This is a genomic window from Photobacterium sp. WH77, from assembly GCF_022014395.1.
Taxonomy (GTDB): Bacteria; Pseudomonadota; Gammaproteobacteria; order Enterobacterales; family Vibrionaceae; genus Photobacterium; species Photobacterium arenosum.
Map to the genome: position 1 here is coordinate 95,190 of NZ_JAKLTE010000010.1, position 25,083 is coordinate 120,272.

Sequence of the window (25,083 nt, forward strand, 5' to 3'; positions counted from 1 at the left end):
CATTCCTGATTCAGATCAAAGCAAAGCTGCGGCATCTGTCGCTTAATGCACAACATATTGTGTCTTGTGCTAAAAACAGTGTGCTTATTTTGTGTTTGTGGGGTGTGTGGTGACAGTGAACAAGGACAGCGACAACAGGCTGGAAGCGATGTTGCAAGATATTCGCGGACTGATGGGACAAACCCATGCTGAACTGCTGAATGAAAACGCGAACAAAGACAGCAGAGTCATTCCTACTCAGCGGGATTTATTGGCGGGGATAGTGGCAAAGCACTATGCTCGTCAATTTTTGTTGCCTCAGGATATTGCCGATGCGCACGACAGTGGCGATCTGCACTTTCATGATCTGGATTATGCCCCTTTCTTCCCCATGTTTAACTGCATGCTGATCGATCTTGAAACCATGCTGACCCAGGGTTTCAAGATGGGGAATGCCGATATCGCAACGCCTCGCTCTATCTTAACGGCAACAGCGGTGACTGCTCAGATCATCGCCCAGGTCGCCAGCCATATTTATGGCGGCACAACGGTGAACCGTATTGATGAAGTATTGGCACCCTATGTCACCAGAAGTTATCAAAAGCACCTGGACATTGCCCGGGAATGGGAGATCCCCGATGCCAGAGCATACGCCCGGCAGAGGACGGAAAAAGAATGCTTTGATGCCTTTCAGTCGCTGGAATATGAAGTGAATACCTTGCATACCGCTAATGGGCAGACGCCTTTTGTCACTTTTGGTTTTGGTCTTGGCACGTCCTGGGAATCACGTCTTATCCAGGAATCCATGCTGAAAAACCGTATTGCCGGCCTGGGAAAAAACAGAAAAACCGCCGTGTTCCCCAAACTGGTGTTTGCCATTAAAGACGGCATCAACCATAAACCGGAGGACGGCAATTATGATATCAAGCAGCTTGCGCTGGCGTGTGCGTCAAAACGCATGTACCCCGATATTCTGAATGTCGAACAGGTAGAATCGGTGACGGGCTCGTTCAAAACGCCCATGGGGTGCCGCAGTTTTCTGGATCGTTTTGAAGCCGATGGCAAGATCGTGCATGAAGGGCGGTGTAATCTGGGCGTCGTCAGCCTGAATTTACCGCGTATTGCGCTGGAAGCCTGTGGCCAGGAAGAGGTCTTCTACCGGTTACTGTCAGTGCGGTTACAGCTCGCCAAAGAAGCACTGGCGTACCGAATATCATCGTTAAACGGTGTGAAAGCCAAAGTGGCGCCCATTTTGTACATGGAAGGCGCCTGCGGCGTACGGCTTGGCCCTGAAGATGATGTCAGCGATTTATTCCGCCACGGCCGGGCATCAATTTCGCTGGGCTATATTGGCTTACATGAAACAGTCAATGCACTGTATGGCAGTGATGTGCATATTTTTGATAGCCAGAACAGGCAGGAAAAAGCGCTGGCCATCGTTCGTTTTCTGCGACAAGCCGTGGACAGCTGGAAGCAGGAAACCGGTTACGGATTCAGTTTGTATGCCACACCCAGTGAAAACCTGTGCAGCCGTTTTTGTGCGCTGGACAGAAAACAGTTCGGTGAAATTAAAGGGGTAACGGATAAAGGTTACTACACCAACAGTTTTCATCTGGATGTCGAAAAGAAAGTGAATCCTTACGACAAAATTGACTTTGAAATGGCTTACCCCGCAGTGTCCAGCGGGGGATTCATCTGCTACGGCGAGTATCCGAATCTGCAGCATAACCTGGAAGCGCTTGAGAATGTGTGGGATTACAGCTATGCCCGGGTACCTTATTACGGGACAAATACCCCTATCGATGAATGCTACGAGTGTGGCTTTTCGGGGGAGTTTTGCTGCACCAGCAAGGGGTTTACCTGCCCTGCATGCGGCAATGGAGAGCCTGCCAGAGTGTCTGTTATTCGACGGGTCTGCGGTTATCTTGGCAGCCCGGATGCCCGGCCTTTCAATACCGGAAAGCAGGAAGAAGTCCGTCGTCGTGTCAAACATATGTAACGCCGGGAGTGAGAGTGAACTTTCATCAATACTATAACTGCGATGTGGTCAACGGCCCGGGCACACGCTGTACCTTGTTTGTCTCAGGTTGTGAGCACCAGTGCCGGGGTTGCTATAACCAAGCGACCTGGCCGGTTAGCAGCGGCAGGTATTTCGATCAGCAAATGGAAGATGCCATCATCGCTGATTTGCAGGACACGCGTATTTTACGCCGGGGCTTGTCGCTGTCTGGTGGCGATCCGCTTCATCCGGCTAATCTGGTCAGCATCAGTCAATTAGTGAAACGGGTCAGACAGGAATGCCCGGATAAAGATATCTGGCTGTGGACCGGGTACCTGATGGAAAACCTGACCGCAGAGCAAAGGCGGGTGACATCTTATATTGACGTGATGATTGATGGCCCGTTTATTCAGGCATTACATCATGCGTCACTTATCTGGCGGGGCAGCAGCAACCAGCGGGTATTGCGCAAAGCCGGGCCGTCAGGTGTATGGGTAGAAATGAATAATTATCAACAGTTCGGATATTAACCCATTCAATTTTCATGGGTTTTACTGATAACTGCTAAAGTTATCCACTGTTTCTGTGTATAACTGTGGGAAAACATAGTGCATGAATAATACAGAGGTGGATAAACCCATGGTTAAAACACCGACCAGTGCTGGGCTTAGCGGGGAAATTTCGATACACTTCGCCACCCGATACAAACCAAGAACGACTCGAGTCCTGCTATGTCACGAACAATTATTTACACCTATAAGGATCAGGAAAAGCACATCAGTTTTTCCTACAGCCAGTTTCGCTCCATTCATGAGGCGGTTGCCGCCGCAGAAGGGATTGATTTAACAGGATATCTGAAAATGGAACAGCAGGTAGAAGCTGTGTCCAGCGGCGAGAAGGCAGTAAGAGATTTTCGTGACAGCCATTTCCGTAAGCTGGGGTTCGGCAAAATAACGCTGGCACCGAAACAACATCGCGGAATTGGTGAAAAATAATTTATCTTTTTGCTGTACGCAATTGCAGTAAGCGGTAAATCCACCAACCTGCCAGAGCGGCCAACAAATGCTTGATGCTGTGGCCGCTTATCCACCCTTCAGTCAGCATAAATATACCTGTGTCTTGCAGCTCCGCAATCTTGGCGAATCCATATGTCACCAGTGCCGCCAGATAATATCTGCTACCGGGGCGCCTTTCTTTATACAGCATCAGAATCAGTGGCAAATGCACAATGGGCAGCAACTGAATCAGAATATACGCACTTAAATCCGCTGCATCTCCCTGAGTGGTCGTCATCAAATACCAGTACACAACGGCAAGCAGCCCGTAGACATTAAATGGGAACAGCAATCGCTGTCCTAACCTCGGCGAAATGTACTCGCTTAAAACAATGCAATACAAGTTAACAAAAGCCAGGCTGATCGGAATGCGATCTAACATTAATCCGAACGGATCGGGCGAGAGATGGTAAAACGCTGAGCCAAGGCTGGTGGCTAACAGGGCCTGAAAAAACAGAAAATACGCGCTGGATATTTCAGGTTCGATAACCTGATCAGCCTGTCGCGACGGGATCTGGCTAAGTAGCCTGATACCCAGCAACCCGACCAAGGCAAACGGCAGGTTGGACATGACGTTGGTGAAGTTGTTGATACCCAATCGCTGGTGGTTATCGGCATAATCGTAAAAACTGGCTGGCTGGGTAATCGGTGCCCAGTACAGGGTCACAACAATGAGCAACAGTGCCGACCCAATCAACAGCCCCGCTTTTCGTTGATCCGAACCAGGCATGACAGTCAATGGCTGCTACTTTTTCATCGCAATGAAAGTATGAATGTGCCATTGGCGCTTTTCGCCCGTCAGCTGCGAAGAGACTTCATGGCGTTGCTGCCAGGACACGACGTAGAACTGGCTGAACAGCCGCTCCAGCTCAGGCTTGCTGTGCGTCATTATCTTGTCTGAAAAGTCGGAATCATCACCATTCATGCCCAGAAAGTGACCACAGAAGATGCCCCCCGGATTGACGCACTGTACAATTTTCTGCCATACACCATAAAAATCGGCGCGCGGACAGAAGAACAAAGATGCACTGGCATTCACCAGATGGGCTTTAGGGAAGCGGTATTCGCTGAAAGAGCAGTGCTGCAGATCCAGTAGCGGGTTGGAGGCAGCAAGAGGGTGTGTGGATAACTGCCTCAGGCTCTCCAGATTACTGTCAAAGGCATACACGCGATAACGCTGTTCTAACAGATAGAAGGTATCTCTGCCATGGCCGCACCCGCAGTCAACCGCCACTTTCCCTCTGAGTCGCTCACCCAGTAATTGATGCGCTTCAACCAAGTGCGTACGGGGCGCTTGCAGAGAGGATGGAAAAAGATAGGTTTGCCAGTCTATTGTGGCCATGTATACCTCGATAATGCTCACTTCGTGGTCATTTCAAGTATAAGCGGTGCGTGCTGAAGCCAGCGTTCAATAGTTAGACACAGCGACAATCTCTGTTCATCCTCTGCTTGCGAATTCTCAGACCAGTAATCAATGGCCCTGGCAGACGGACAGAGGTAAAGCCGTTGTGCCGCATCAAGAATTTGATCTTACATTGCGCACAAACTTTGCTACTATTTGCGCCAACAAGCCCGCGAACCAGCGAGCCCCCACTCAAGAGAGAAATCATCATGACGAAATTAACTGCAGACGTACAGGCGAATGCTGAATTGTTCTTCACTGAGTCTAAAGAGACGCATGTGGTGTACGGCCTGTGTAATGAAGAAGGGGATTGGTTGTCAGTTGACTCAAGCGAGTTTGAAGAGTCGGAAGTCATGCCGTTCTGGTCCACTGAAGCGGATGCAAAATTTCATTGTGTGGAAGAATGGGCTGAATTTCAGCCATCTCAGCTGCCGTTAGACGTGTTTGTGCAGGACTGGATGATCACACTTTCTGAAGAAGGAGTACTGGTTGGTCTGAACTGGAACCAGGAACTGGAAGGTGCTGAAATGGAGCCGCAGGAAGTGGCTAAACAGTACCTGTAATCCCCTTCGAATATACAGTGAAAACCGCCGGCAGGCGGTTTTTTTGGCGCTATTTTTTATAAAAGCAGGCGATTTATGGATTCAAAACGTTATCAGGCCGGGCTGGCGAGGCTCAACGAACTCGACCCGGATGCAGAGCAGCATTTGAAGGAAACCTTTCAGGCAATTTGTCCAGAGCTGGCCGATTTTATTATCAGCTTTCCGTTTGGTGACGTGCTTTCCAGAGACGGGCTGGATTTCCAGACCCGCGAGCTGGCGACCATTTCGGCGTTAACGGCGATGGGCAACTGCCAGCCGCAACTGGCCAGTCATATCAAAGGGGCACTCCATATTGGCTGCCAGCCTCAGCAGATTGTCGAAGTGATATTGCAGATGGCCGTCTATGCCGGTTTTCCGGCCGCGATTAACGGCATGACAGTGGCAAAAAGCGTGTTTCAGGAGTCAGGCATCATTCACACTGAGCTGAGCGACTAAGCAGAAGCAGCCTGAAGCCAGTTTGAATTCGCTCATTGTAAGATCATGTTTTTAAAGATAATGAAATCGAAGCGTCATTAAGATTACGCCCAGTTGTAACACTATGCGCTCAGTATGTGTGCCCGTTCATACATAAAAACTGATAATGCACTTAACTGGGGAAGTCTGATGAGCAAGGCAACATTTGATCCAACATGTTATAACAAAAGTGGCAATGAAACGTTTCAACAGGTGCTTGATAAGCACCTTTCCCGCCGTACCGCACTGAAAAGCACTCTTGGTCTGGGTGCACTGACTGCCTTGAGCACTTTTGGTCTGGCCGGCTGTGGCAGCGACAGTAACTCTGGTAAATCTAACGGCGGCTCGGGGACAAATCCTGAAGTGCCAAACCGAAGCACAGCTGTGCTGAATTTTGATTCCATTCCCGGCTCTTTACTGGACGCCGTAGCAGTACCGGCCGGTTATTCTGCCCAGGTATTGGTGCCCTGGGGCACACCTCTGAATAATAAAGCCAGCGCCTGGGATAACACAGGCAATAACTCGGCAGAGGACCAGGCAAACGCGATGGGGATGCATCATGACGGCATGCACTTTTTCCCGCTTAACGACGCCGCCGATGACGGTTTACTGTGTATCAACCATGAGTACATCGATTCGAATGCGCTGCACCCTCACGGCCCGAGTAAAGATTCTGGCACCAATCTGCGCGCTAGTGCTGAAGAAATCCGCAAAGAGATCAACGCTCACGGCGTCAGTGTGGTTCGCGTAAAATTGAATGGGAATCAGTGGGCGATTGTCGATAACGATCCGCTTAACCGACGTTTTACGGCGGCTACTGTGATGGATATGGCAGGCCCGCTGGCGTACACCTCTTACCTCGAAACCCGCTTTTCACCCGATGGCAGTCAGACCCGTGGCACACTGAACAACTGCGGTAACGGCTATACCCCCTGGGGCACTTATCTGACGTGTGAAGAGAACTGGCCGGGTTATTTTGTCAATAAAGGTACCAAGACCGAAGAGCAGAATCGCATCGGTGTATCAGGCTCGGCTACACGTTATGGCTGGGATGATCTGGCCGGTGATGCCGATGAGCGCCTTGATGAATTCACGCGTTTTAATGTTACACCAACCGCAGCAAGTGCCGCCGCCGATTACCGCAACGAAGCCAATGGTTTTGGTTATATCGTTGAAATCGATCCGTACAGCCAGAATGCCCGTGCGGTAAAACGTACCGCTTTGGGCCGTTTCCGTCATGAAGGCTGCGCCTTCGGCAAGGTGGAGGAAGGAAAGCCGATTGTTTTTTACTCGGGGCATGACTCTAAATTCGAATACATCTACAAATTTGTCTCTGACGCGGTATGGGACCCGGCAGATGCTAATCCGTCAAACCGCCGCGCTGCGGGCGATAAGTATATGGATCACGGCACCTTGTATGTGGCGAAGTTTTCAGAAGACGGTGCAGGTAGCTGGTTACCACTGACGATGAACAGCCCGACTACAGGCGGTGGTGTGCTCGGCGATATGTTCGATTCATTGGCCGCTATTTTGCTCAATACCGCCGGGGCGGCTGATCTTGTGGGTGCAACGCCAATGGATAGACCGGAATGGGCTTCGATAGATCCCTTCACCGGTACTGTGTATATGACGCTGACCAACAATTCGAGCCGCACAGAAGCCAACGTCGCAAACCCGCGCCTGAACAACTACTTTGGTCATATTATCCGCTGGGACGAAGGCAGCGATGTGACCTCGTTCAGCTGGGACATTTTCCTGTTTGGCTCACCCGCCAGTGCAGACGCCGACACTAATCTGTCTGGCCTGACTGATCTCAATATGTTTGCCAGCCCGGATGGCCTGGCATTTGATGAGCGCGGTATCCTGTGGGTACAGACGGATAACGGGGCGGCGGATGTCACCAGTTACACCAATGATCAGATGCTGGCGATTGTACCCTCAGCTATGGTGGACAGTCAGGGTCAGCAGCAAGCGGTCACCGGCGCAAACCAAAGCCAGCTGAAACGTTTTTTTGTCGGCCCTAACGGTTGTGAAGTGACGGGCTTTGCTATCAGTCCTGACTATAAGTCTGTCTTTATTAATATTCAGCATCCGGACAATTGGCCGTATTCTGATAACGCGACGACAGAAACCCCGTCGGGCCAGACGGTTCGCCCTCGTGCCGCCACTGTAGTGATTCGTCGTAATGATGGCGGAGAGATTGGCATTTGATGTCACGGTGTCCTAACCCTTTATCAACCCGCAGTCTGACTGCGGGTTTTTCGTTGTGATTTCTTTTGATTTCTTTCTTTCAATCTCTTCCCTTTGATACATTTTTTCGCGACTTTCCCTGACGAAGATTCCATTAAAATTCACCCTGATGCATAATAGATCTCTGATTTTTAAAGGATGTTTTGAAGTGTCTTCCAGATTGGCCGGGGTCACCGTCAGGATTGATAGCGAATGAGAAATGCAGGTGTGAAGGTTGTTCTGCTGCTTGTTATGACTGTGGTATCTGTCGCTGTTAAGGCTGCGCCATCACAGCCGCCGGGATGTGTGATTCTGTTGCATGGTCTTGCCAGAACAGCAAACGCGATGGATACCATGACAAAGGCACTGGAGCTGGCAGGGTATCAGACTGTGAATATGGATTACCCGTCGACAACGGCAAGTATTGAGTCCCTTGCGGCGTCCGTCATTCCAGCAGCTCTGTCTCAGTGCCAGCACATTGAACCGGTTCATTTTGTTACACACTCAATGGGCGGCATCTTAGTCCGGCAGTATCTGTCGGTAAATCGCATAGCAGGCCTTGGCAGGGTCGTGATGCTCGCTCCGCCTAACAAAGGCAGTGAAATTGTGGATACCATGCGTGATTTTACACTGTATCAGTGGATTTACGGCCCGGCGGGACAACAGTTGGGCACGGATAAGGCCAGTGTGCCTAATACGCTCGGACCGGTTCAGTTTGAGCTGGGCGTGATTGCCGGCAATTACAGTATCAGCCTGCTGACCTCCTGGCTGTTGCCTTTGCCTCATGATGGTAAAGTGTCGGTCGTCAGTACCCAGGTCGAGGGGATGAAATCGCATCTGGTCCTGCCGGTCAGCCATACCTTTATCATGAACAATCATGAAGTTATTGCTCAGACCATGGCATTTTTACGTCAGGGCCGCTTTATAGATAATCATTAAAAGATTCAAGGATCGCCCGCATGTTTGTACTACCTACACCACGGCTAGCCTTAACGGATTTCCTGCCGTCAGATACAGATGCGTATCTGGCGATGGCACAAGATGAAAAGTATCAGCGTTTTTACAGTGAACAAGATTGCAATGAGAAGGCTATGCGTGATCTGGTCACTCTGTTTGTTGAGCAGGCCAGAGAACGCCCCCGGGCAAAATATCAGTTAGCGATCCGTCTGGCACAAGGCAAGGAGCCAGTGTCTCCTTTGATCGGTACTGCGGGATTACGCATAGATAACAGCGGTGATGCGTCGGTTGGCTGCGGTTTGCTGCGAGCCTGTCATGGGCAGGGCATTGCTGAAGAAGCAATGATAGGGTTAGTCAACTTTGGTTTTGAAGATTTAGGTCTTCACCGAGTGTATGCAGAAACGTTGGCGGCCAATAAAGCGGCAATAGCACTTTGTCGTCGTCTTGGTATGATCGAAACCGAAAGGCTGCATTCCCACCGTTACTTTAAAGGGCGCTGGTGGGACGCTGTCACTATGGAAATGGATCTTCACCGCTGGAAAAAAACGGGGCTGTCTTTCGCTGCACCCGGATGTGGAAATAGCCTCACCTGAGCGGATTGTGCCAGGTGAGGTCTGTATGTTCAGGCTGAGGTTCAGTTTGCCTGAGAGAGGTTGTTATGAAAAAAGTGATGCAAGTCGTTGCTGCTCTGGCCATATTACTGGCTGTTTTCTGGGCAGGTATGCAATTTGAACGTTTTCGCTATGAAGATGTGTGTTTGGATATGGGCGGCGGCAGAAACCCGGGTGATTTCCCGATCTGCGTGATTCAGACTCCTTGATCACGCTTGTCTAGAGACAGTATTTAGCAGGTAAAAGAGTATTTTGGTTGTAGGGTAACTAATATGGATGTGATTGAGATTCAGGACGTTTCACCTTTTAAGGCGCAGTTAATTCCGCTGTTGCAAAACTGCGTGGATGACGGTGCTTCAATAGGTTTTTTGCCACCGTTAAGCGATGAGGAAGCAGAGGCTTACTGGCTTGGGGTGGCGAATGACATAGGTGACGGGCGTAAGTTGTTTGTGGCCTGTGAAGGGGATGCAGTCATTGGCACAGTGCAGCTTGCTTTGACATCAAAACGTAACGGGTGCCACAGGGCTGAAGTGGAAAAACTGATGGTTAACACGGCTGCCCGCGGCAAAGGGGTAGGAAAAGCATTGATGACCACAGCTGAATTATGCTGTCAGCAATTGCAGCGCAGCCTGATTGTGCTGGATACCCGGGAAGGGGATGTTGCTTCATCCCTCTATCGTAAGCTGGGCTATACAGAAGCGGGAAGAATCCCTGATTTTGCCCTGAGTGCGTCAGGTCAGTTCGATGCAACGGTATTTTTTTATAAACAATTAACGTGTTAAAACCTTGTGGGCTTTAATGCTACAGGCAGCACCGGGAGTGGGTATAACGCTGTCGGTCTGTTGCTGAGCAGCCTTTAACTCTTTGACAGCGAGCGTTTTCTTGCCTGAAAACGGTTCAGGGAAATTGCCTCGAAGGCTTGTTCTGGCCGCAGAGACAGGCATTGTTGATGAACCGCCAAAAAATGTTTACCCCCCTGATTACCTGTGTTGCAACGAGTAGCCAATGGCATTCAGCTAAGACAAGATGATATATTTTGCCTTAGCTGAATGAGAAGTTGTTGAATCGTAGGATCGGTCACTATGCTAGCACCAGAGAACCCCAGAAACGAAGTTGAGCGTTTGCAATGCTTGCGTTCCTTGTCTTTGCTGGATACGGATCGGGAAGAAAGGTTCGACCGGATAACGCGTCTTGCCAGGCGGCTTTTCAATGTGCCGGTTGCAACAGTGACGCTGGTTGGTGATGACAGACAGTGGTTTAAATCCTGCTGCGGTGCTGAACTGATAGAAACCAGCCGGGAAGTGTCATTTTGCGGACACGCAATCCTGGCTGATGGCCCTTTTATTGTTTCTGATGCATCTCAGGACACACGGTTTCATGATAACCCTTTGGTTTCCGGCCCTCCCCATATCCGCTTTTATGCGGGTGTCTCTTTGGTTTACGACAATAAATACAAGCTGGGCACCTTGTGTATCTTCGACCATCAGCCCCACTCGATGAGCAAAGATGAAATCAGGGATCTGGTTGATCTGGCCAAGATGGCCGAGCAGGAGTTGTCTGCCCTGCATGATGCAACCATTGATGAATTGACTCAGATATCCAACCGCCGCGGTTTCATCAAACTGGCGACCAAGAGCCTGGAAAACAGCCATCTTCATGGCACGCCGTTTTCACTGGCATTTTTCGATCTCAATAAATTCAAAGACATTAATGATCAATTTGGCCACCAGGCCGGTGATAATGCGCTGAAAGATTTTGCCTTGCTGATCAGCCAGAGTTTTCGCTATTCCGATTTATTTGCCAGAGTTGGTGGGGATGAGTTTGTCGTACTGTATTCAGGGATGACGGAAGAGGAAACGCGGCAGACTATAGAGCGTTTTCAACAGACGGTCGATGTGTTCAATACCCGGCAAAACCGCCCGTATCAGTTATCTTTCAGTGCCGGCGTCTACAGCTTGCCGGCAGGTAAAGTGATGAACCTGGACGAGATTCTGGCGAAAGCGGATTCAAGAATGTATCTCAGTAAAATGCAATCCTGATGGCTTTAAAACACCCTCCAGCTGCTGAGGCTGGAGGGTGTTGTGTCCTATAATAATTATTTTTTCAATGTTTTTGGTGCAGCACTGCGGCTACGGATCGCTTTTTGTAATCGCATCCGGCGCTCTGCAGCAGATTGATCCGGATTATTGGTACGGCCTTTGCGATCACGGTATGAGGCTTTGGTGTTCAGTTTCTCAATCAGTGCATCACGTTTAGCAGGCTCATAACCTTCAAGAATGACCCGGCGAATGCGTTGCTTGATGAGCTTTTCAACTTGCAGCAAGGTCAGTTCTTCTTCGCGGCTGACAAAGGAAATGGCATGGCCTTGCTGACCGGCACGACCGGTACGGCCAATGCGGTGTACATAATCTTCGGCAAGAAATGGCATGTCATAGTTCACAACATGCGGTAAGCCTTGAATATCCAGTCCGCGTGCAGCAACTTCCGTCGCAACCATCACCCGGGCTTTCCCTGTCGTAAACTCTTCCAGAGCACGGCGACGCGCACTTTGTGCTTTATCACCATGACAAAGAACGGCTTTGATACCGTCGAGTTTCAGCTCTGTCACCAGGTCATTGGCGGTTTCTTTGTAATTCACAAACACCAGTACCTGCTGCCAGTTCTTTTTACCAATCAGCTCAGAAAGCAGCTCGCGTTTGCGATCTTCATCAACAGGGTAAACCACATGCGCCACGGTTTCTGCCGTGGAGTTTTCAGGTGTGACAGAAATACGCTTTGGCTTATTTGTGATGTCGCCAGCCAGTTTGTTCATCAGGCTGGAGAATGTGGCAGAGAACAGCATGGTTTGCGGATGGCCCTGAATGCCACTCATAATAGTGCGGATATCGCTAATGAAGCCCATGTCTAACATACGGTCAGCTTCGTCAAACACCAGAAATTCCAGGTTCGTTAACGACAGATTACCTAAATCCAGGTGCTCAATTAAGCGGCCTGGTGTTGCAACCAGAATGTCGACGCCACTTTCAAGCTGCTTTTCCTGACTCGACATTTTCTTTCCGCCGAAAACAGCAGCAACACGTAATTCCAGATACTGGCTGTAATCTGAAATATTACGTGCAATCTGCTCTGCCAGTTCACGTGTCGGCGCCAGGATCAGCGCGCGCGTCGTATAACTTTTTCTCGGCTTGGGGGTGTCGGCAATTTTCTGAATGATCGGCAGCGAAAAAGCGGCTGTTTTGCCCGTACCAGTCTGGGCATTTGCCACAATGTCCTCACCACGACGAGCAGCAGGTATCGCTTTTTGCTGAATGGGTGTCATTTTTTCATAACCACATTCATCCAAAGCGCGAACAATTTCCGGAGCAAAATTTTGTGAAGCAAATGACATGTTACATTCCTACAGACGGTATACCGAACGAAACGCTAAGCTGAGGATTCCGTTTGGTATGACTGACCAAAACCACGGATTATAGAGCAATAATCATAGCCTGTGGCAGATGATTTGAGCTTTAGCTGAAAAATTACGCAATAAAGGCGGATATCCGGCCTGAAATAAGCCCGGCTTATTTCAGGAAAGAGGAGAGAGCAGAAGTGGCGGGTTGTCAGTAATAATGATATCGACGCCCCACTGGTAAAATTGTGCAACCAGTTCCGGTTTATTCATGGTCCAGATATGAAGATCCAACCCGGCCTGTTTGATCGTGCTCGCCAGTGTTTCGTTCAGTAACCGATAGTCCATATGGACACTGAACAGTTCAAGTTTCTCTGACAATCCCATCAGATCTTCCGGCACGCTGTCGCAGATCAACCCTCGGCGGATATGAGGCATCACCTGCTGGCAATAGGCGACAGCGTTAACGGAAAAGCTCGACAATATCAGCGATTCCGCAGGGAAACCATTGGCCGCAATGGTGTCTGCAACCTTACTGACCAGTAGCTCGGTGTCTGCTTCATCATGAATCTTGATTTCCAGATTGAGCTTAAGTTTGTATGCACGGCAGGCTGTGAGCGCTTCTTCCAGCGTCAGAATGCGTTCATTGGTAAAGTTGGTGCTAAACCAGCTACCGGCGTCAAGTGCTTTCAATTCAGCCAGATTCAGTTCACGTACATAACCCCGGCCGTTGGTGCAGCGGTTCACTTTTTTGTCGTGAAATATTACCGGGATAAAATCCGCACAGAGTTGGGTATCCATTTCAACCCACTGAACCTGATGTTTAGCGGCTTCCTGCAAGCCAGCCAGGGTGTTTTCAGGAGCCAGCGCAGCGGCTCCGCGATGTCCGGAAATCATGTGTGATCAGTACCATCAAGAAAAATGAGACAGGTAACGACTGTATCTGTGAATATGCCTCAGGATTATAACAGTTCAATGACGGTAAACGTCCAGGTATTGTTCAGCGATCCGTTGTCGCTGCCCCCACATAGCTGCCGAGTTTGATGAAATAGTGTTTGCTGCAATGGCTGCACTGGAACTTATGACTATTTTTGTTAAGAATTTTATCTAACATCGTTCGGCGAATACGCAGTGGAACACTCTTGCTTTTGCAATGTGGACACATAATCGTGCTTTTTTTTCTATGAAATAGTGGGCGTATTGTATTCGACAAATTAATCAATTCAGTGATTTACGTCACAAATCACTATTGCATATGCGGCAGGGTGTAATGCATAAGTTGAATATTGCCTAAATGTCAGTCAAATGAAGGTGAAATCTTGCTTTTGTGTTCGGAGAAGAAAAATGAAAGCTCGGTATGAGTGTGTTACCATTCGCCGACTTTTAACCGTGTAGCTGATGCCGCCACCTTAATAACTGAGGGATGCAGCGACTTTCCGCTTCGCACGATGACGATAGATTGATGAGGAATTTAGTATGAAACTGACTGTGCTGGATCAGGCATTGTTTGACCACTTGTATCGTGACATTAGAGAGTTTCGTACTACGTTTGATCTGGACATTGAGAATCCATCGACGCTGAATGAGCAAATGGACCAGTTACATACCTCGCTGGCAGTAGAAGAACTGACAGAACTGGCGGAAGCTGATTCTCTGGTTGAGCAGGCCGATGCCATTGTCGACACTGTGTATGTGCTGATGGGACGGCTGGTGCACCTGGGTGATAGCAAGGTTCAGGACAACTTGGGTATCAGTTATATGATTGACCTGTTACTGCAAATTGCCAAACGACTCAATATCGATTTCGTTCCCTGCTGGGACGAAGTGCATGCCAGCAATATGAGCAAGGTGTGCCGTAACGAGCAGGAATTTTCGGAAACACAGGCGTTTTATGCCAAGCAGGGCGTAGAGATTACAGGTAACCAGAAAGGCGATTACATCATTGCTAAATGTGCCAAAGATGTTGAGTTGGAAGACAAAGTCATACGCAAAGGGAAAGTCCTGAAATCTGTGTATTATCGTCCCGCCGATCTGGTGACATTAGTAACTAACTAATTTCTGAGTTTCATCATCGCTTGATCCCTGCCACATAGGCGGGGATTTTTCCGACTACTTTCACTCACTGTCTTCGTACTGACGTACCAGCCCTTTACACTTTTCTTTTTTCTGACGAATTGCTGATTATGCCCCGATCTAATGCCACTGATTCCACCCATGCAGGTTCGCTGTCGCGACAGCTGTTTTCTATGACCTGGCCGATGATGTTCGGTGTACTTTCGTTGATGAGCTTTCAACTGGTCGACAGTGCCTTTATCGGACAATTGGGTGTGTTGCCACTTGCTGCCCAGGGCTTCACGCTACCGATACAGATGATCATTATCGGTCTTCAGGTTGGACTGGGTATTGCCACGACGGCGGTGATCTCACGGGTGCTCGGCAGTGGTGACGAGCGGCGTGCCAAGCAGTTAGGTGGACTGGTTGTTCTGACCGGTGCTCTGATAGTCGTTGTTGTCGGGATTGCCATCTGGTTATTGAGAGGACCAATCCTTTCATTGCTGAGCGCGCCGGATAACGTCCGGCCACTCATTGATGCTTATTGGCCGTACTGGCTGTGCAGTGCCTGGCTGGGTGCCATGGTCTATTTTGCCTACAGTTTGTGCCGGGCCAATGGCAATACAGTGCTACCCGGTATCATGATGGTGGTAACCAGCGTGCTGAACATGGTGTTGGATCCGCTCTTTATTTTCACGCTGGATCTTGGGCTTGTCGGTGCTGCAATGGCAACCATAGTGGCATTTGCCATCGGCATGCTGGTGATGTTTCCTGTTGTTATCAAACGGCATTGGATGTCGTTGAACTGGCAGGGCCTGCATGTCATGGCATCGATAAAAGAGCTCCTGAACATTATGGCGCCCGCCATGCTCAGCCAGCTGATGCCGCCGCTGGCTTCCATGCTGGCAACAAAACTGGTTGCCGGCTTCGGTGCTGCTGCCGTCGCCGCCTGGGCGTTAGGATCCAGACTGGAATTTTTCTCTATTGTGGTAGTGCTGGCGCTCACTATGTCTATGCCGCCTATGGTGGGCCGCTGTCTGGGACAAAAGGACATGGCATCAATCACGGCATTAATCCGGCTGGCGGTGAAATTTATCATGGTCTGGCAGTTTGCGATCGCTGCGATTTTGCTGATGTTGTCTGTATGGCTGCCGTCCGTGTTAAGCAGCGATCCATCCGTCAGCCAGCTTCTTTCTGTTCATCTTCGCTGGGTGCCCGTCAGCCTTGGCCCGCTTGGGGTGTGTATGCTGATGGTTTCGGTGAGTAATGCGCTGGGGATGCCGATGCGGGCATTGGTGATTTCCTGTTTAAGGTTATTTGCCTGTTTTCTTCCGTTGATCTGGCTGGGCGCGCACTTTGGCGGAATAAAAGGCCTGTTTATCGGGGCGATGTTTGGTAATCTTGCCGCCGGATTGATGGCCTGGCTGTGTTTCCAGCAAGGCATGCATAAAGTGGTCGCGAAATTCACACCTGCGACTATGGCAGAGCAGAATTAATACCAATCTGGATAAGTCAGTGTTCAATCAATGCGCAGGAAAAATCGCTTAGAACAAGGTATGGCGTGCAGCTCGCGAGCGGTTCTAACGACAAAATCCATAACGCAGTGGTTATCAGTTTTAACCAGCAAGAATGATCAAAGACTTATGTAGGTTGGTATAAGTACAAAAGAAGACTTGGAGAAACAATGAACCGTATTTCCCCGCAGCAAAGGCATCGATTTAAGAGCATCAGTTATCAGGACATTGGGCAGGGTCCGGTGATCCTTCTGGGCCATGCTTACTTGTGGGACAGCACTATGTGGCAACATCAGACAGCAGCGCTCAGTCAGCATTTTCGTTGTATCGTGCCGGACTTCTGGGGGCACGGCGAATCTGATGCCGCGCCGTCCGCCAGCGCAACACTGGCTGATTATGCCAGTTTGATCAATGAATTACTGGAACACCTTGGCCTGGATCAAGTGGGTGTTGTTGGTCATTCGCTGGGTGGAAGCTGGGCGATTGAACTGGGTGTGCTTGCCCCTGCTAAAGTGAAAGCTCTGGCGCTGCTGGACAGCTTTGCCGGATTAGAGCCTGAAGTGGTTAACCTGAAATATCAGGCGCTGTTACGTGAGGCTGAATCTGCTCAGTGTTTCAGCCAGGCATTTATCGATTTCTTTACCCCTTTGCAGTTCGGCCAGAATGCAGAACGGCGTCAGCCTGAACTGGCTGCGCAGTTTCGTACCCGTTTAGCGCAATATCAGGGCGGTGCGGTCAGTGCGCTGACCCAGGCCGGGCGTATGTGGTTTGGTCGCCGTGACAGTTTTGAAGATGCCGAAAACTTTGCTCTCCCATGCCTGCTGCTAGTGGGGGTGCAAGACAGAGTTCGTTCTGTGCTGGAATCGCACCTGATGCTGGATGGTGTGACAGGAAGCCGTCTTGAGCTGATTGCAGAGGCGGGCCATTTAACACCCCTGGAGCAACCGGAAGAAGTCACAGGCCATTTGCTGCCATTTTTCCGGCACACCATGGAATGACATTAGAATAATTGAGGGAATAAGATGCTAGGGATTGTGATCAGACTTTTTCCGCTGTGGGCTGTGCTGCTATCCGGTTATGCCTATGTGCAACCGGCTTTTTTTGTTGAGTTGAAAGCCGCTATCGTACCTTTGCTGACATTTGTGATGTTAACAATGGGGCTGACGCTGAAAATGACGGATTTTCTGGCGGCAGTACAGAACAAACGAGCGGTGAGTGTCGGTGTACTGCTACAGTTTACCGTCATGCCTCTGGTGGCCATAGTGCTCAGTCTGGCATTGGGGTTTAATCCTGAGCAAACCGTTGGTATGGTGTTGGTGGGCAGCGTTGCCGGTGGTACGGCATCTAATGTGATTTGCTATCTCGCCAAAGGGGATGTTGCGTTATCCATTACCATGACGGCAATGTCGACCTTACTCGGCGTGTTTCTGACACCGCTGCTGACCGGCTCCCTGGCGGGGCTGAGTGTCGAAGTCCCTATGATGGCGATGCTCTCCAGTCTGGTAAAAATGGTCTTGCTACCTGTGCTGGGCGGGGTGCTGATTAATCATTTTGTTGCAGGCTTCACGCGTCGGCTTGCCCCTGTTTTGCCTTTGCTGTCTGTGGTTGCCATTGTCATTATCATTGCGATTGTCGTGGCGCTCAATGCTGAAAGCCTGACGCAAATCGGGCCGGTGATCGCGCTGGCGGTTATTCTTCATAATGGTATTGGCCTGGCTGCTGGGTATTTTTCCTGCCGTCTGTTGGGATTCAATGAGACAGTCTGCCGTACCATTGCCATTGAAGTTGGCCTGCAAAATTCCGGTCTGGCGACGGCGCTGGCGATGAAATTCTTTTCCCCGGTTGCGGCGATACCCGGTACGCTGTTTTCAATCTGGCATAACATTTCAGGTTCAATGCTGGCGGCGTACTGGTCTAAAAAAGCCCCGGCTCAAAGTGTGGATCCATTAGCAAGCTGAACCGACAGGGAAGAGTAAAAAGCAGTCAGTTATCATCACTGGCTGCTTTTTTCATTAAGCTGCCTTTCTGACTTAATCTGACACAACGCCAAAATAGTTCGTTACAGTGTCACTGATATTCAACGAGAGAAAAGACATGCAATCAACAGTTCGTGCCCTGATGGTTCAGGGGACTACATCTGATGCAGGAAAAAGTGTGCTGGTTGCCGGATTGTGTCGGGTGCTGGCAAGAAAAGGCATTCAGGTCGCGCCGTTCAAACCGCAAAACATGGCACTGAACAGTGCGGTTACCGCTGATGGCGGTGAGATTGGTCGCGCTCAGGCAGTTCAGGCTTTCGCCTGCGGTATTGAGCCAACAGTAGATATGAACCCGGTATTGCTCAAACCGAACACGGACACTGCCGCCCAGGTGATCGTGCAGGGCAGGGCTGTCGAGGACATGGATGCCATTGGCTTTCAGGGTTACAAGCAATTTGTGTTGCCTTCAATTCTGGCATCTTTCGCCCGCCTGCAGCAGCGCTACGACACTGTGGTGATTGAAGGGGCCGGTAGTCCGGCTGAAGTCAATCTGCGCGAAAACGATGTCGCCAATATGGGCTTTGCCGAACCTGCCGATGTGCCGGTTATCATTGTGGCCGACATAGATCGCGGCGGTGTTTTTGCGCATCTGTACGGCACGCTTGCCTTATTGTCTGAGTCGGAGCAGGCCAGAGTAAAAGGCTTTGTCATTAACCGATTTCGCGGCGATATCACCTTATTGCAATCCGGGCTTGACTGGCTGGAGCAGAAAACAGGCAAACCTGTACTGGGTGTATTGCCGTATCTGCATGGCCTGATGCTCGAAGCGGAAGATGCGATTTCTGTTCAACAGGTGGAAAAAGTAGACAAACCCTTGCAGGTTGCGGTGCCTGTATTAACCCGAATCAGTAATCACACCGATTTCGATGCATTGCGGATGCATCCTCAGGTCAATGTTCACCTGACAGGTAAAGGGGAGCCATTGCCTGCTGCCGATCTGATTATTCTGCCCGGTAGCAAAAGCGTGCGCAGCGATTTAGCTTACCTGCGTGAACAGGGCTGGGATAAGCAGATTGCCCGGCACCTTCGCCTTGGCGGCAAGGTCATGGGTATTTGCGGCGGTTACCAGATGCTGGGCGAATGGGTATCCGATCCGCATGGCCTGGAAGGGGAACCGGGTCAAAGTCCGGGTTTAGGTTACTTGCCAATTACGACGGTTTTGGAGCCCGAAAAGCAGCTTAAACGCTCTCAGGGCACATTACGTCTGCCAGGCATGCCGTCGGTTGAGGTCAGTGGTTACGAAATTCACGCCGGGGTGACATCGGGTGTGACGCTGGACTCAGCACCGGTTCATTTGCACACAGACAGCGGGAATCTTGCTGATGGTGCAATCGGTGTTGATGATCAGGTGTTCGGTACTTATTTACACGGCGTGTTTGATAAACCCTCAGCCTGCAGCGCTATTCTGAGCTGGGCCGGTTTATCGGACTGCCAGACGCCAGACATGGAACAAATCAAAGCGGAAAACATTGAACGGCTGGCTGATGAAATCGAAAAGCATCTCGATCTGGCTGCGCTTTGGCCTGAATTGAAGCATTTGTTTCAAAAGGTATAATTTTTTCTGGTAACTCAATCTGCTGCATAATAATTAATAGGCAGAGTATTTTAAGGTGATACAGGAAAAATGCCTGTAAATATCGTCTTACAGGTCTGTGTTGGCGAATGGCATGAAAATCAGGCTGAAAGTATAAGAATAGCGTTTGTCATTCATTTTCAATTAGCGTTTGCACATACAGGATGAAGGCGATAAGTTAAATGCCTGTTGGAGTAGATGATCGGCCTGATACTGACCATATCAGGCCACGATATGTAATTGGAAGTAAGCAGTATGCACAAAACAGACGACGTAAGAATTAAAGAAATTAAAGAATTATTGCCGCCGGTAGCCGTGCTGGAAAAGTTTCCGGCCACTGAAAACGCATCTGAAACTGTCTATGAAGCGCGTAAAGCCATTCATAACATTTTAAATGATGAAGATGATCGCTTGCTGGTAGTGGTTGGCCCTTGCTCCATTCACGATACGAAAGCGGCTATTGAGTATGGAGCCCGCCTGAAAACATTGCGTGACGAACTGAAAGATCGTCTGGAAATTGTTATGCGTGTCTACTTTGAAAAGCCACGTACTACAGTTGGCTGGAAAGGTTTGATTAACGACCCGTATATGGATGACAGCTTTCAGTTAAATGACGGCTTGCGTATGGGTCGTAAACTGCTGCTGGATTTGACCGATATGGGCATGCCGACAGCCGGTGAATTCCTGGACATGATCACACCACAGTACATGGGTGATCTCATCAGTTGGGGCGCAATCGGTGCGCGTACCACTGAGTCCCAGGTTCACCGTGAACTGGCCTCTGGTTTGTCTTGTCCGGTGGGATTTAAAAACGGTACAGACGGCAATATCAAAATTGCCACTGATGCTATCGGTTCCGCCAGTGCGCCACACCATTTCCTTTCCGTAACCAAGTTCGGTCATTCCGCGATTGTATCAACGGCGGGTAATGAAGACTGCCATATCATTCTGCGTGGCGGTAAAGAGCCGAATTATAGCGCGGAGCATGTGAATGCTGTGGTTGATCAACTCGAAAATGCGGGTCATCGTCAGAAAGTGATGATCGACTTCAGCCACGCCAACAGCCTGAAGCAGTATAAGCGCCAGGTTCTGGTTGCTGAAGATGTGGGTCAGCAGATTGCCAGCGGTAACAAAGCTATCTTCGGGGTGATGATTGAAAGTCATCTGGTTGAAGGTCGTCAGGATATTGTCGATGGCAAGGTTGCTACTTACGGCCAGAGCATCACGGATGCCTGTATTGGTTGGGAAGACACTGAAAACGTGTTGCGTGAGCTGGCAGATAAAGTCGAACAGCGTCGTCAGAAGTCATGATCTGATATCGGCGCGGCCACTCAGCGCCAGCGATGATTGAAAAAGCGAGAGTCTGACCGGGCTCTCGCTTTTTTTTGTATTCAGGTATGGCGCTTGAGGTGATATCAGCCGCCCTGACCGGGCGGGTACTGTGTGAACATTTCACTGACCTGTTCCTGTATGAAGTTGTCTCTGGCTGTCGGGGTCATGCTTTCTGTCAGTTGGCGACGGGAAATAGAACGCCAGATAACTTTATTGGTTTTGTTATCAATTAATTCAACGATCAGCTTGCCATAGGTGTATTCACGGAGTCTGACAGGGGCTGAATAGGCAATGCTGCTATAACCGTAACCAACTCCAAATCCGACTGAGGTGCCGTAAGAGTCAAAATCTGTCATTTCCCGGATATAGGGGTGAACCGTGATATCAGCCTTTGGCTCTGCTTCCAGTACCGGTTGCAGACCTTTATATCTTAATTCCCGTTTGATGGTGTCTTCCAGCCGCGCTTTATCAAGACTGACAATCGACGATTTTCCAGGCTCAGCAAACTGGAAGGTTTTGTACTGGCCGAAGTCGACGTTTGCATTGTAGTCAGTGGATACCTTGGCGCTGCACCCGCTCAGCAGAATCAGGACACTGGGGATAAGTATCAGTAAAGCTCTCATGCCATTACCCTCGCTAGCTGATTGGATCCCGGTTGCTTTGAGTATAGCGTTTTGGTGGCTTCTATAATCAATACATCTGAGAGTGACATTTTTCATCCGGGAGCAAGAATGAAAGTCGCAGGTGGTTGTTTTGCTGTGCTAATCATTTTCGTTGCTGCTGGTAGTCGTCTGTTGGCGGAAAACCCTGCGGCACAGGGGGCCGAGACAGACATTGTCAGCCTGTCGGTTCATTTCATCGACCAGACCAGAGTGAGCGATGCCCAGTCAGACAAAGCAGAGCGAGCAGATAAGACAGAGATACCCGGCCTTCTTTTTCATCCGCTAGACGGCTATGTGGAGTATGAGCGTATTTGGTGCCTGTCCGGTGATTTTTCAGTTAAAGACTACCAAGCGCGCATTCAGGCGTTTTGTCGTCGTCAAAAGGGTCGAATGGAAGGGGAGTGGTGCCAGGCAGCAGATGTACCACTCTTTAGTGCCTCCATTGCCCTGATGGGGGAAACGTGCACCCCGGCAGGAGAAACAGCGGTTGTACATGTTTATCAGCCGCTTACCAGCCCGGACTCTGCCGACTGGCAGCGATTTGCTGATGTCATGGGGTATCAGGCTGTAAAGAAGTAGCTCCTGTGTGGCACCGGGCAGAGTTTCATCATCTGCTAGCTGATTTTATCAATCAGTCAGGTACACTTATCTGGACTGACCAGATAACAAACAAGGATGTAGCATGTCAAACTGGCAACGGCTTTTGGTAACAGAAGAAGAGGGTATTGTTACCGTCTCTTTAAATCGGCCTGAGAAACTGAATGCGCTGGATATCAGGTTATTCAAAGAACTGGATAGCGTCAGCCAGTCTTTGCGTAAGCGAAAAGATATTCGTGCCATTATTTTAACCGGTGAGGGCGGTAACTTCAGCAGTGGCCTGGATGTTAAGAGTGTAGCGACCTCACCGAGCAAGGTGTTGGGAGTGCTCAAAAAATGGATGCCGGGCAATGCCAATCTCGCCCAGCGGGTATCGCGCAACTGGCGCCGTATTCCCGTGCCAGTGATTGCTGCGATAGAAGGGCGTTGTTATGGCGGTGGCATGCAGATAGTGCTGGGGGCCGATTTTCGTTTTGCCACACCGGAATCTGAACTGTCTATCATGGAGATACGCTGGGGCCTGGTGCCAGATATGGCGGGCTTACTGTCACTGCGCGAGTTGGTGGCAAAAGATGTGGCGATGAAGCTCACGATGACCGGCGAAATCGTATCCGGCTCTCGCGCGCAGCAACTTGGCCTGGTCACGGAAATTCATGATAACCCACGCCAAGCCGCGCAAGTGCTGGCTCAGCAGTTTTGTCAGGCGTCGCCAGATGCGATTGCTGCCATCAAATCAACCACAACCAGCAGCTGGTCTCGCAGCGAACGGTATTTGCTGGCCAGAGAAACCATCAGCCAGCTGAGATTGATTCTGGGGAAGAATTTTCACATCGCCGGATACAGGCAGCGTAACAAAGCGGATAAACCCTATCGGCAACGCCAGTCATTTTGGTAACAAATCCATGGGCTTATCTGTTCAGCAGGCTTATACTTTCTAAAGACCCCGCTGGAGGAGAGCCTGTTGGATCAAAGTGACAAAGACGCCATCTGTTTTATTGGCGCAGTCGTTGTGGTTTGTTTTGTCGTACAGGTTGTCAATGTACTGCTGAATGGCTACCTGCTGGATTTTGGCTTGCTGCCAAGACACCTTAACCATGCGATAGGCCTGTTAGCCTATCCGTTTATTCATGGCTCGTGGGCACACCTATTCAGTAATATGGTGTCATTTTCAGCCCTGGCTTATCTGGTGTCACGCTCAGGGACGGCCAGATTGATCTCTGTCTTTATGATCAGTTGGGCGGTCAGCGGGGCAGGCGTGTGGTTATTTGGCCGCATGCATTACCATATTGGCTTAAGCGGTATTATCTACGGACTCTGGGCGTATCTATTGGTTTATGCCGTGCTCAGACGTAGTATCAAGTCGATGGCGATTGCTTTGATTGTGATGTTTTTTTACGGCCCGATGCTGACGGGGATCATTCCCGCGCATAGCTGGATAAGCTACGAAAGTCATTTGTCCGGCGCGCTGGCCGGTGTGATGGCCGGCTATGTGTTCGCCCGGCGGGATAAAGCCAAAGCCATAGCAAATGTTGAACAATAAGAGGATGACGCATGTTAATTACCTTTCACTCCCAAGCCAGTGCCAACATCACCATGTTTGGCGATGTGGCAAAACAACTGATTCATATGATGGGATACTGCGAAAATATTCCCGGTATCATTGATGTCGATGACGTGCCGCAAGCGTTGTCGAATCTGCAAAGTAAACTGGCAGAAGCAGAAAAACAAGAAGCGGTTCAGCAGGCTGAAACAGAAGCGGAAGAGGATCCCTGGGAAGATCAAGAGCCACAGATCAGTATGATGACAAGAGCCAGACCGCTGATTGAGATGCTGGAATCTGCCATCGCGGATGAGGTCGTGGTGATGTGGGAATCAGACAACTGATTCACTCGACCAGATGAAGTGGTGCAAAAGGATCGTCGTCCGGATCGTTGCGCCACAGGTATTCTGCGTCAATGGCAACCTTACGTGCTGCTTCCTCCCCCATTAAAAAGGCAATGAGACCAAGCGACATATCCAGCCCTGCGGCAGTGCCGGATGAGGTAAAGGTGTTTGCATCCTGAACCCATCTGGCAACAGGCTGCCATTGCACGTTATGGTTGAGCTCACTGACCCAATGATACTGGTGTTTGCTGGTGGTTGCGGCTTTGTGATCCAGCAGTCCGGCCTGAGCCAGCAGTGCCGATCCGGTACAAACGGCACAGCAAATTCTGGCTTTGCGGCCCTGGCGGCTTATCCATTGAAGCAGCTGAGGGTTGTTCAGACTGGCTTTGACGCCTTTACCACCAGGTACCAGTAACAAATCGCAGAACAGATCGTCATTAAAGTCGGCCTCGGTCATCAGGCTGACACCCTGCTCACTGATAACGGCTGAGGCGTTCTCAGAGACCATAGTCACTGTAACCTCTTCTTCGAGCGCGTTCAGCAGCGTCAGCGGGCCACTGACATCCAGCAGGCAAAACTCTGGAAATAAGGGGATCACAATACTGATTCCACGCTGTTTGTCTGGGGCAAGGGCTTCTGTCATCCTGTCACACTTTAAATTGCTCAACCTAACGTAAAGCATAGTTGTTTAACTGGTTATCCAAAAAAATCCTGCCAGACCAGAGGTAATATTTTCTCCATGGTATGGCAGCCCT

At 49.9% G+C, this 25,083-nt stretch carries 26 protein-coding genes and 1 pseudogene; 21 read left to right on the forward strand and 6 right to left on the reverse strand.

Annotated elements, in window-relative coordinates; translation table 11 throughout:
- Positions 1-154: 154 nt before the first annotated feature.
- The 3 genes and pseudogenes from nrdD to L6J37_RS12125 form a co-directional block, all read left to right on the forward strand.
- A pseudogene (gene nrdD, locus L6J37_RS12115) lies at positions 155-1,978 on the forward strand (anaerobic ribonucleoside-triphosphate reductase); the annotation flags it as partial.
- A 14-nt stretch (positions 1,979-1,992) separates the two neighbouring features.
- On the forward strand, positions 1,993-2,508 hold the full coding sequence (gene nrdG, locus L6J37_RS12120) for an anaerobic ribonucleoside-triphosphate reductase-activating protein (protein ID WP_192014189.1): 516 nt from the start codon (positions 1,993-1,995) through the stop codon (positions 2,506-2,508).
- A 201-nt stretch (positions 2,509-2,709) separates the two neighbouring features.
- Positions 2,710-2,973: a DUF2960 domain-containing protein gene (locus L6J37_RS12125; protein WP_120512255.1), complete on the forward strand. Its 264-nt coding sequence runs from the start codon at positions 2,710-2,712 to the stop codon at positions 2,971-2,973.
- A gap of 1 nt (position 2,974) precedes the next feature.
- On the opposite strand, the gene L6J37_RS12130 is transcribed toward L6J37_RS12125, so the two are convergent.
- The gene (locus L6J37_RS12130; protein ID WP_330872795.1) at positions 2,975-3,763 is read right to left on the reverse strand and encodes a ceramidase domain-containing protein; all 789 of its coding nucleotides are present in this window, start codon (positions 3,761-3,763) and stop codon (positions 2,975-2,977) included.
- Positions 3,764-3,778: 15 nt separating this feature from the next.
- Positions 3,779-4,396: a class I SAM-dependent methyltransferase gene (locus tag L6J37_RS12135; RefSeq protein ID WP_237795271.1), complete on the reverse strand. Its 618-nt coding sequence runs from the start codon at positions 4,394-4,396 to the stop codon at positions 3,779-3,781.
- A gap of 248 nt (positions 4,397-4,644) precedes the next feature.
- Between L6J37_RS12135 and L6J37_RS12140 the strand changes: the two genes are divergently transcribed.
- The 8 genes from L6J37_RS12140 to L6J37_RS12175 all read left to right on the forward strand — a co-directional run bounded on the left by L6J37_RS12140 (position 4,645) and on the right by L6J37_RS12175 (position 11,326).
- Positions 4,645-4,998, forward strand: a complete 354-nt coding sequence (locus L6J37_RS12140; RefSeq protein ID WP_027254236.1) for a DUF2750 domain-containing protein — start codon at positions 4,645-4,647, stop codon at positions 4,996-4,998.
- Between the two features lie 75 nt (positions 4,999-5,073).
- Positions 5,074-5,472: a carboxymuconolactone decarboxylase family protein gene (locus L6J37_RS12145; RefSeq protein ID WP_192014187.1), complete on the forward strand. Its 399-nt coding sequence runs from the start codon at positions 5,074-5,076 to the stop codon at positions 5,470-5,472.
- A gap of 168 nt (positions 5,473-5,640) precedes the next feature.
- Positions 5,641-7,701, forward strand: coding sequence for a PhoX family protein (locus L6J37_RS12150; protein ID WP_237795273.1), 2,061 nt, complete (start codon positions 5,641-5,643; stop codon positions 7,699-7,701).
- Between the two features lie 231 nt (positions 7,702-7,932).
- Complete coding sequence (locus L6J37_RS12155; RefSeq protein WP_237795274.1) at positions 7,933-8,658, forward strand: esterase/lipase family protein; 726 nt, start codon at positions 7,933-7,935, stop codon at positions 8,656-8,658.
- A gap of 20 nt (positions 8,659-8,678) precedes the next feature.
- Positions 8,679-9,269: a GNAT family N-acetyltransferase gene (locus L6J37_RS12160; RefSeq protein WP_192014185.1), complete on the forward strand. Its 591-nt coding sequence runs from the start codon at positions 8,679-8,681 to the stop codon at positions 9,267-9,269.
- A gap of 65 nt (positions 9,270-9,334) precedes the next feature.
- Entirely contained in the window at positions 9,335-9,496 is a 162-nt protein-coding gene (locus L6J37_RS12165) for a hypothetical protein (protein ID WP_192014184.1), read from the forward strand.
- Positions 9,497-9,559: 63 nt separating this feature from the next.
- A complete protein-coding gene (locus L6J37_RS12170) occupies positions 9,560-10,069 on the forward strand; it encodes a GNAT family N-acetyltransferase (protein ID WP_192014183.1) in 510 nt (169 codons plus the stop codon).
- 300 nt (positions 10,070-10,369) lie between these two features.
- Positions 10,370-11,326 carry a sensor domain-containing diguanylate cyclase gene (locus L6J37_RS12175; RefSeq protein ID WP_237795277.1) on the forward strand — a complete coding sequence of 319 codons (957 nt, stop codon included), beginning with the start codon at positions 10,370-10,372 and terminating at the stop codon, positions 11,324-11,326.
- 56 nt (positions 11,327-11,382) lie between these two features.
- Here the strand turns inward: L6J37_RS12175 and L6J37_RS12180 are convergent, their stop codons facing one another.
- Together L6J37_RS12180 and L6J37_RS12185 are read right to left on the reverse strand one after the other, a co-directional pair.
- Complete coding sequence (locus tag L6J37_RS12180; RefSeq protein ID WP_192014181.1) at positions 11,383-12,675, reverse strand: DEAD/DEAH box helicase; 1,293 nt, start codon at positions 12,673-12,675, stop codon at positions 11,383-11,385.
- Positions 12,676-12,855: 180 nt separating this feature from the next.
- The gene (locus L6J37_RS12185) at positions 12,856-13,575 is read right to left on the reverse strand and encodes a glycerophosphodiester phosphodiesterase family protein (protein ID WP_237795279.1); all 720 of its coding nucleotides are present in this window, start codon (positions 13,573-13,575) and stop codon (positions 12,856-12,858) included.
- A gap of 579 nt (positions 13,576-14,154) precedes the next feature.
- Between L6J37_RS12185 and L6J37_RS12190 the strand changes: the two genes are divergently transcribed.
- From L6J37_RS12190 to aroG, 6 genes are all read left to right on the forward strand, one after another.
- Positions 14,155-14,733, forward strand: coding sequence for a nucleoside triphosphate pyrophosphohydrolase family protein (locus L6J37_RS12190; RefSeq protein WP_218386631.1), 579 nt, complete (start codon positions 14,155-14,157; stop codon positions 14,731-14,733).
- A gap of 128 nt (positions 14,734-14,861) precedes the next feature.
- A complete protein-coding gene (locus L6J37_RS12195; protein ID WP_225445002.1) occupies positions 14,862-16,226 on the forward strand; it encodes an MATE family efflux transporter in 1,365 nt (454 codons plus the stop codon).
- A gap of 188 nt (positions 16,227-16,414) precedes the next feature.
- Positions 16,415-17,242: an alpha/beta fold hydrolase gene (locus L6J37_RS12200; protein WP_192014174.1), complete on the forward strand. Its 828-nt coding sequence runs from the start codon at positions 16,415-16,417 to the stop codon at positions 17,240-17,242.
- Between the two features lie 24 nt (positions 17,243-17,266).
- A complete protein-coding gene (locus L6J37_RS12205) occupies positions 17,267-18,202 on the forward strand; it encodes a bile acid:sodium symporter family protein (protein WP_237795281.1) in 936 nt (311 codons plus the stop codon).
- Positions 18,203-18,338: 136 nt separating this feature from the next.
- Positions 18,339-19,835: a cobyric acid synthase gene (locus L6J37_RS12210; RefSeq protein WP_218386639.1), complete on the forward strand. Its 1,497-nt coding sequence runs from the start codon at positions 18,339-18,341 to the stop codon at positions 19,833-19,835.
- Positions 19,836-20,108: 273 nt separating this feature from the next.
- Positions 20,109-21,164 carry a 3-deoxy-7-phosphoheptulonate synthase AroG gene (gene aroG / locus L6J37_RS12215; RefSeq protein ID WP_192014168.1) on the forward strand — a complete coding sequence of 352 codons (1,056 nt, stop codon included), beginning with the start codon at positions 20,109-20,111 and terminating at the stop codon, positions 21,162-21,164.
- A gap of 104 nt (positions 21,165-21,268) precedes the next feature.
- On the opposite strand, the gene L6J37_RS12220 is transcribed toward aroG, so the two are convergent.
- On the reverse strand, positions 21,269-21,808 hold the full coding sequence (locus tag L6J37_RS12220; protein ID WP_237795283.1) for a DUF4136 domain-containing protein: 540 nt from the start codon (positions 21,806-21,808) through the stop codon (positions 21,269-21,271).
- A gap of 108 nt (positions 21,809-21,916) precedes the next feature.
- On the opposite strand from L6J37_RS12220, the gene L6J37_RS12225 reads away from it, so the two are divergent.
- The 4 genes from L6J37_RS12225 to L6J37_RS12240 all read left to right on the forward strand — a co-directional run bounded on the left by L6J37_RS12225 (position 21,917) and on the right by L6J37_RS12240 (position 24,328).
- Complete coding sequence (locus tag L6J37_RS12225; protein WP_218386643.1) at positions 21,917-22,426, forward strand: hypothetical protein; 510 nt, start codon at positions 21,917-21,919, stop codon at positions 22,424-22,426.
- Between the two features lie 103 nt (positions 22,427-22,529).
- The gene (locus L6J37_RS12230; protein WP_192014164.1) at positions 22,530-23,339 is read left to right on the forward strand and encodes a crotonase/enoyl-CoA hydratase family protein; all 810 of its coding nucleotides are present in this window, start codon (positions 22,530-22,532) and stop codon (positions 23,337-23,339) included.
- Positions 23,340-23,405: 66 nt separating this feature from the next.
- Complete coding sequence (locus L6J37_RS12235) at positions 23,406-23,984, forward strand: rhomboid family intramembrane serine protease (RefSeq protein ID WP_225445001.1); 579 nt, start codon at positions 23,406-23,408, stop codon at positions 23,982-23,984.
- Between the two features lie 11 nt (positions 23,985-23,995).
- Entirely contained in the window at positions 23,996-24,328 is a 333-nt protein-coding gene (locus tag L6J37_RS12240; RefSeq protein WP_192014163.1) for a DUF1840 domain-containing protein, read from the forward strand.
- Between the two features lies 1 nt (position 24,329).
- Here the strand turns inward: L6J37_RS12240 and L6J37_RS12245 are convergent, their stop codons facing one another.
- On the reverse strand, positions 24,330-24,971 hold the full coding sequence (locus L6J37_RS12245) for a DJ-1/PfpI family protein (protein ID WP_237795285.1): 642 nt from the start codon (positions 24,969-24,971) through the stop codon (positions 24,330-24,332).
- Positions 24,972-25,083 lie beyond the last annotated feature (112 nt).

What these genes read in the sequence shown, in the direction of transcription:
- L6J37_RS12205 (WP_237795281.1), top strand. Translation starts at nt 17,267, where the DNA reads ATGCTAGGGATTGTGATCAGACTTTTTCCGCTGTGGGCTGTGCTGCTA.
- L6J37_RS12170 (WP_192014183.1), top strand. Translation starts at nt 9,560, where the DNA reads ATGGATGTGATTGAGATTCAGGACGTTTCACCTTTTAAGGCGCAGTTA.
- L6J37_RS12185 (WP_237795279.1), bottom strand. Translation starts at nt 13,575, where the DNA reads ATGATTTCCGGACATCGCGGAGCCGCTGCGCTGGCTCCTGAAAACACC.
- L6J37_RS12145 (WP_192014187.1), top strand. Translation starts at nt 5,074, where the DNA reads ATGGATTCAAAACGTTATCAGGCCGGGCTGGCGAGGCTCAACGAACTC.
- L6J37_RS12240 (WP_192014163.1), top strand. Translation starts at nt 23,996, where the DNA reads ATGTTAATTACCTTTCACTCCCAAGCCAGTGCCAACATCACCATGTTT.
- L6J37_RS12140 (WP_027254236.1), top strand. Translation starts at nt 4,645, where the DNA reads ATGACGAAATTAACTGCAGACGTACAGGCGAATGCTGAATTGTTCTTC.
- L6J37_RS12180 (WP_192014181.1), bottom strand. Translation starts at nt 12,675, where the DNA reads ATGTCATTTGCTTCACAAAATTTTGCTCCGGAAATTGTTCGCGCTTTG.
- L6J37_RS12125 (WP_120512255.1), top strand. Translation starts at nt 2,710, where the DNA reads ATGTCACGAACAATTATTTACACCTATAAGGATCAGGAAAAGCACATC.
- L6J37_RS12160 (WP_192014185.1), top strand. Translation starts at nt 8,679, where the DNA reads ATGTTTGTACTACCTACACCACGGCTAGCCTTAACGGATTTCCTGCCG.
- L6J37_RS12175 (WP_237795277.1), top strand. Translation starts at nt 10,370, where the DNA reads ATGCTAGCACCAGAGAACCCCAGAAACGAAGTTGAGCGTTTGCAATGC.
- L6J37_RS12200 (WP_192014174.1), top strand. Translation starts at nt 16,415, where the DNA reads ATGAACCGTATTTCCCCGCAGCAAAGGCATCGATTTAAGAGCATCAGT.
- L6J37_RS12220 (WP_237795283.1), bottom strand. Translation starts at nt 21,808, where the DNA reads ATGAGAGCTTTACTGATACTTATCCCCAGTGTCCTGATTCTGCTGAGC.
- L6J37_RS12190 (WP_218386631.1), top strand. Translation starts at nt 14,155, where the DNA reads ATGAAACTGACTGTGCTGGATCAGGCATTGTTTGACCACTTGTATCGT.
- L6J37_RS12130 (WP_330872795.1), bottom strand. Translation starts at nt 3,763, where the DNA reads ATGCCTGGTTCGGATCAACGAAAAGCGGGGCTGTTGATTGGGTCGGCA.
- L6J37_RS12165 (WP_192014184.1), top strand. Translation starts at nt 9,335, where the DNA reads ATGAAAAAAGTGATGCAAGTCGTTGCTGCTCTGGCCATATTACTGGCT.
- L6J37_RS12150 (WP_237795273.1), top strand. Translation starts at nt 5,641, where the DNA reads ATGAGCAAGGCAACATTTGATCCAACATGTTATAACAAAAGTGGCAAT.
- L6J37_RS12155 (WP_237795274.1), top strand. Translation starts at nt 7,933, where the DNA reads ATGAGAAATGCAGGTGTGAAGGTTGTTCTGCTGCTTGTTATGACTGTG.
- aroG (WP_192014168.1), top strand. Translation starts at nt 20,109, where the DNA reads ATGCACAAAACAGACGACGTAAGAATTAAAGAAATTAAAGAATTATTG.
- L6J37_RS12230 (WP_192014164.1), top strand. Translation starts at nt 22,530, where the DNA reads ATGTCAAACTGGCAACGGCTTTTGGTAACAGAAGAAGAGGGTATTGTT.
- L6J37_RS12225 (WP_218386643.1), top strand. Translation starts at nt 21,917, where the DNA reads ATGAAAGTCGCAGGTGGTTGTTTTGCTGTGCTAATCATTTTCGTTGCT.
- L6J37_RS12245 (WP_237795285.1), bottom strand. Translation starts at nt 24,971, where the DNA reads ATGACAGAAGCCCTTGCCCCAGACAAACAGCGTGGAATCAGTATTGTG.
- L6J37_RS12210 (WP_218386639.1), top strand. Translation starts at nt 18,339, where the DNA reads ATGCAATCAACAGTTCGTGCCCTGATGGTTCAGGGGACTACATCTGAT.
- L6J37_RS12195 (WP_225445002.1), top strand. Translation starts at nt 14,862, where the DNA reads ATGCCCCGATCTAATGCCACTGATTCCACCCATGCAGGTTCGCTGTCG.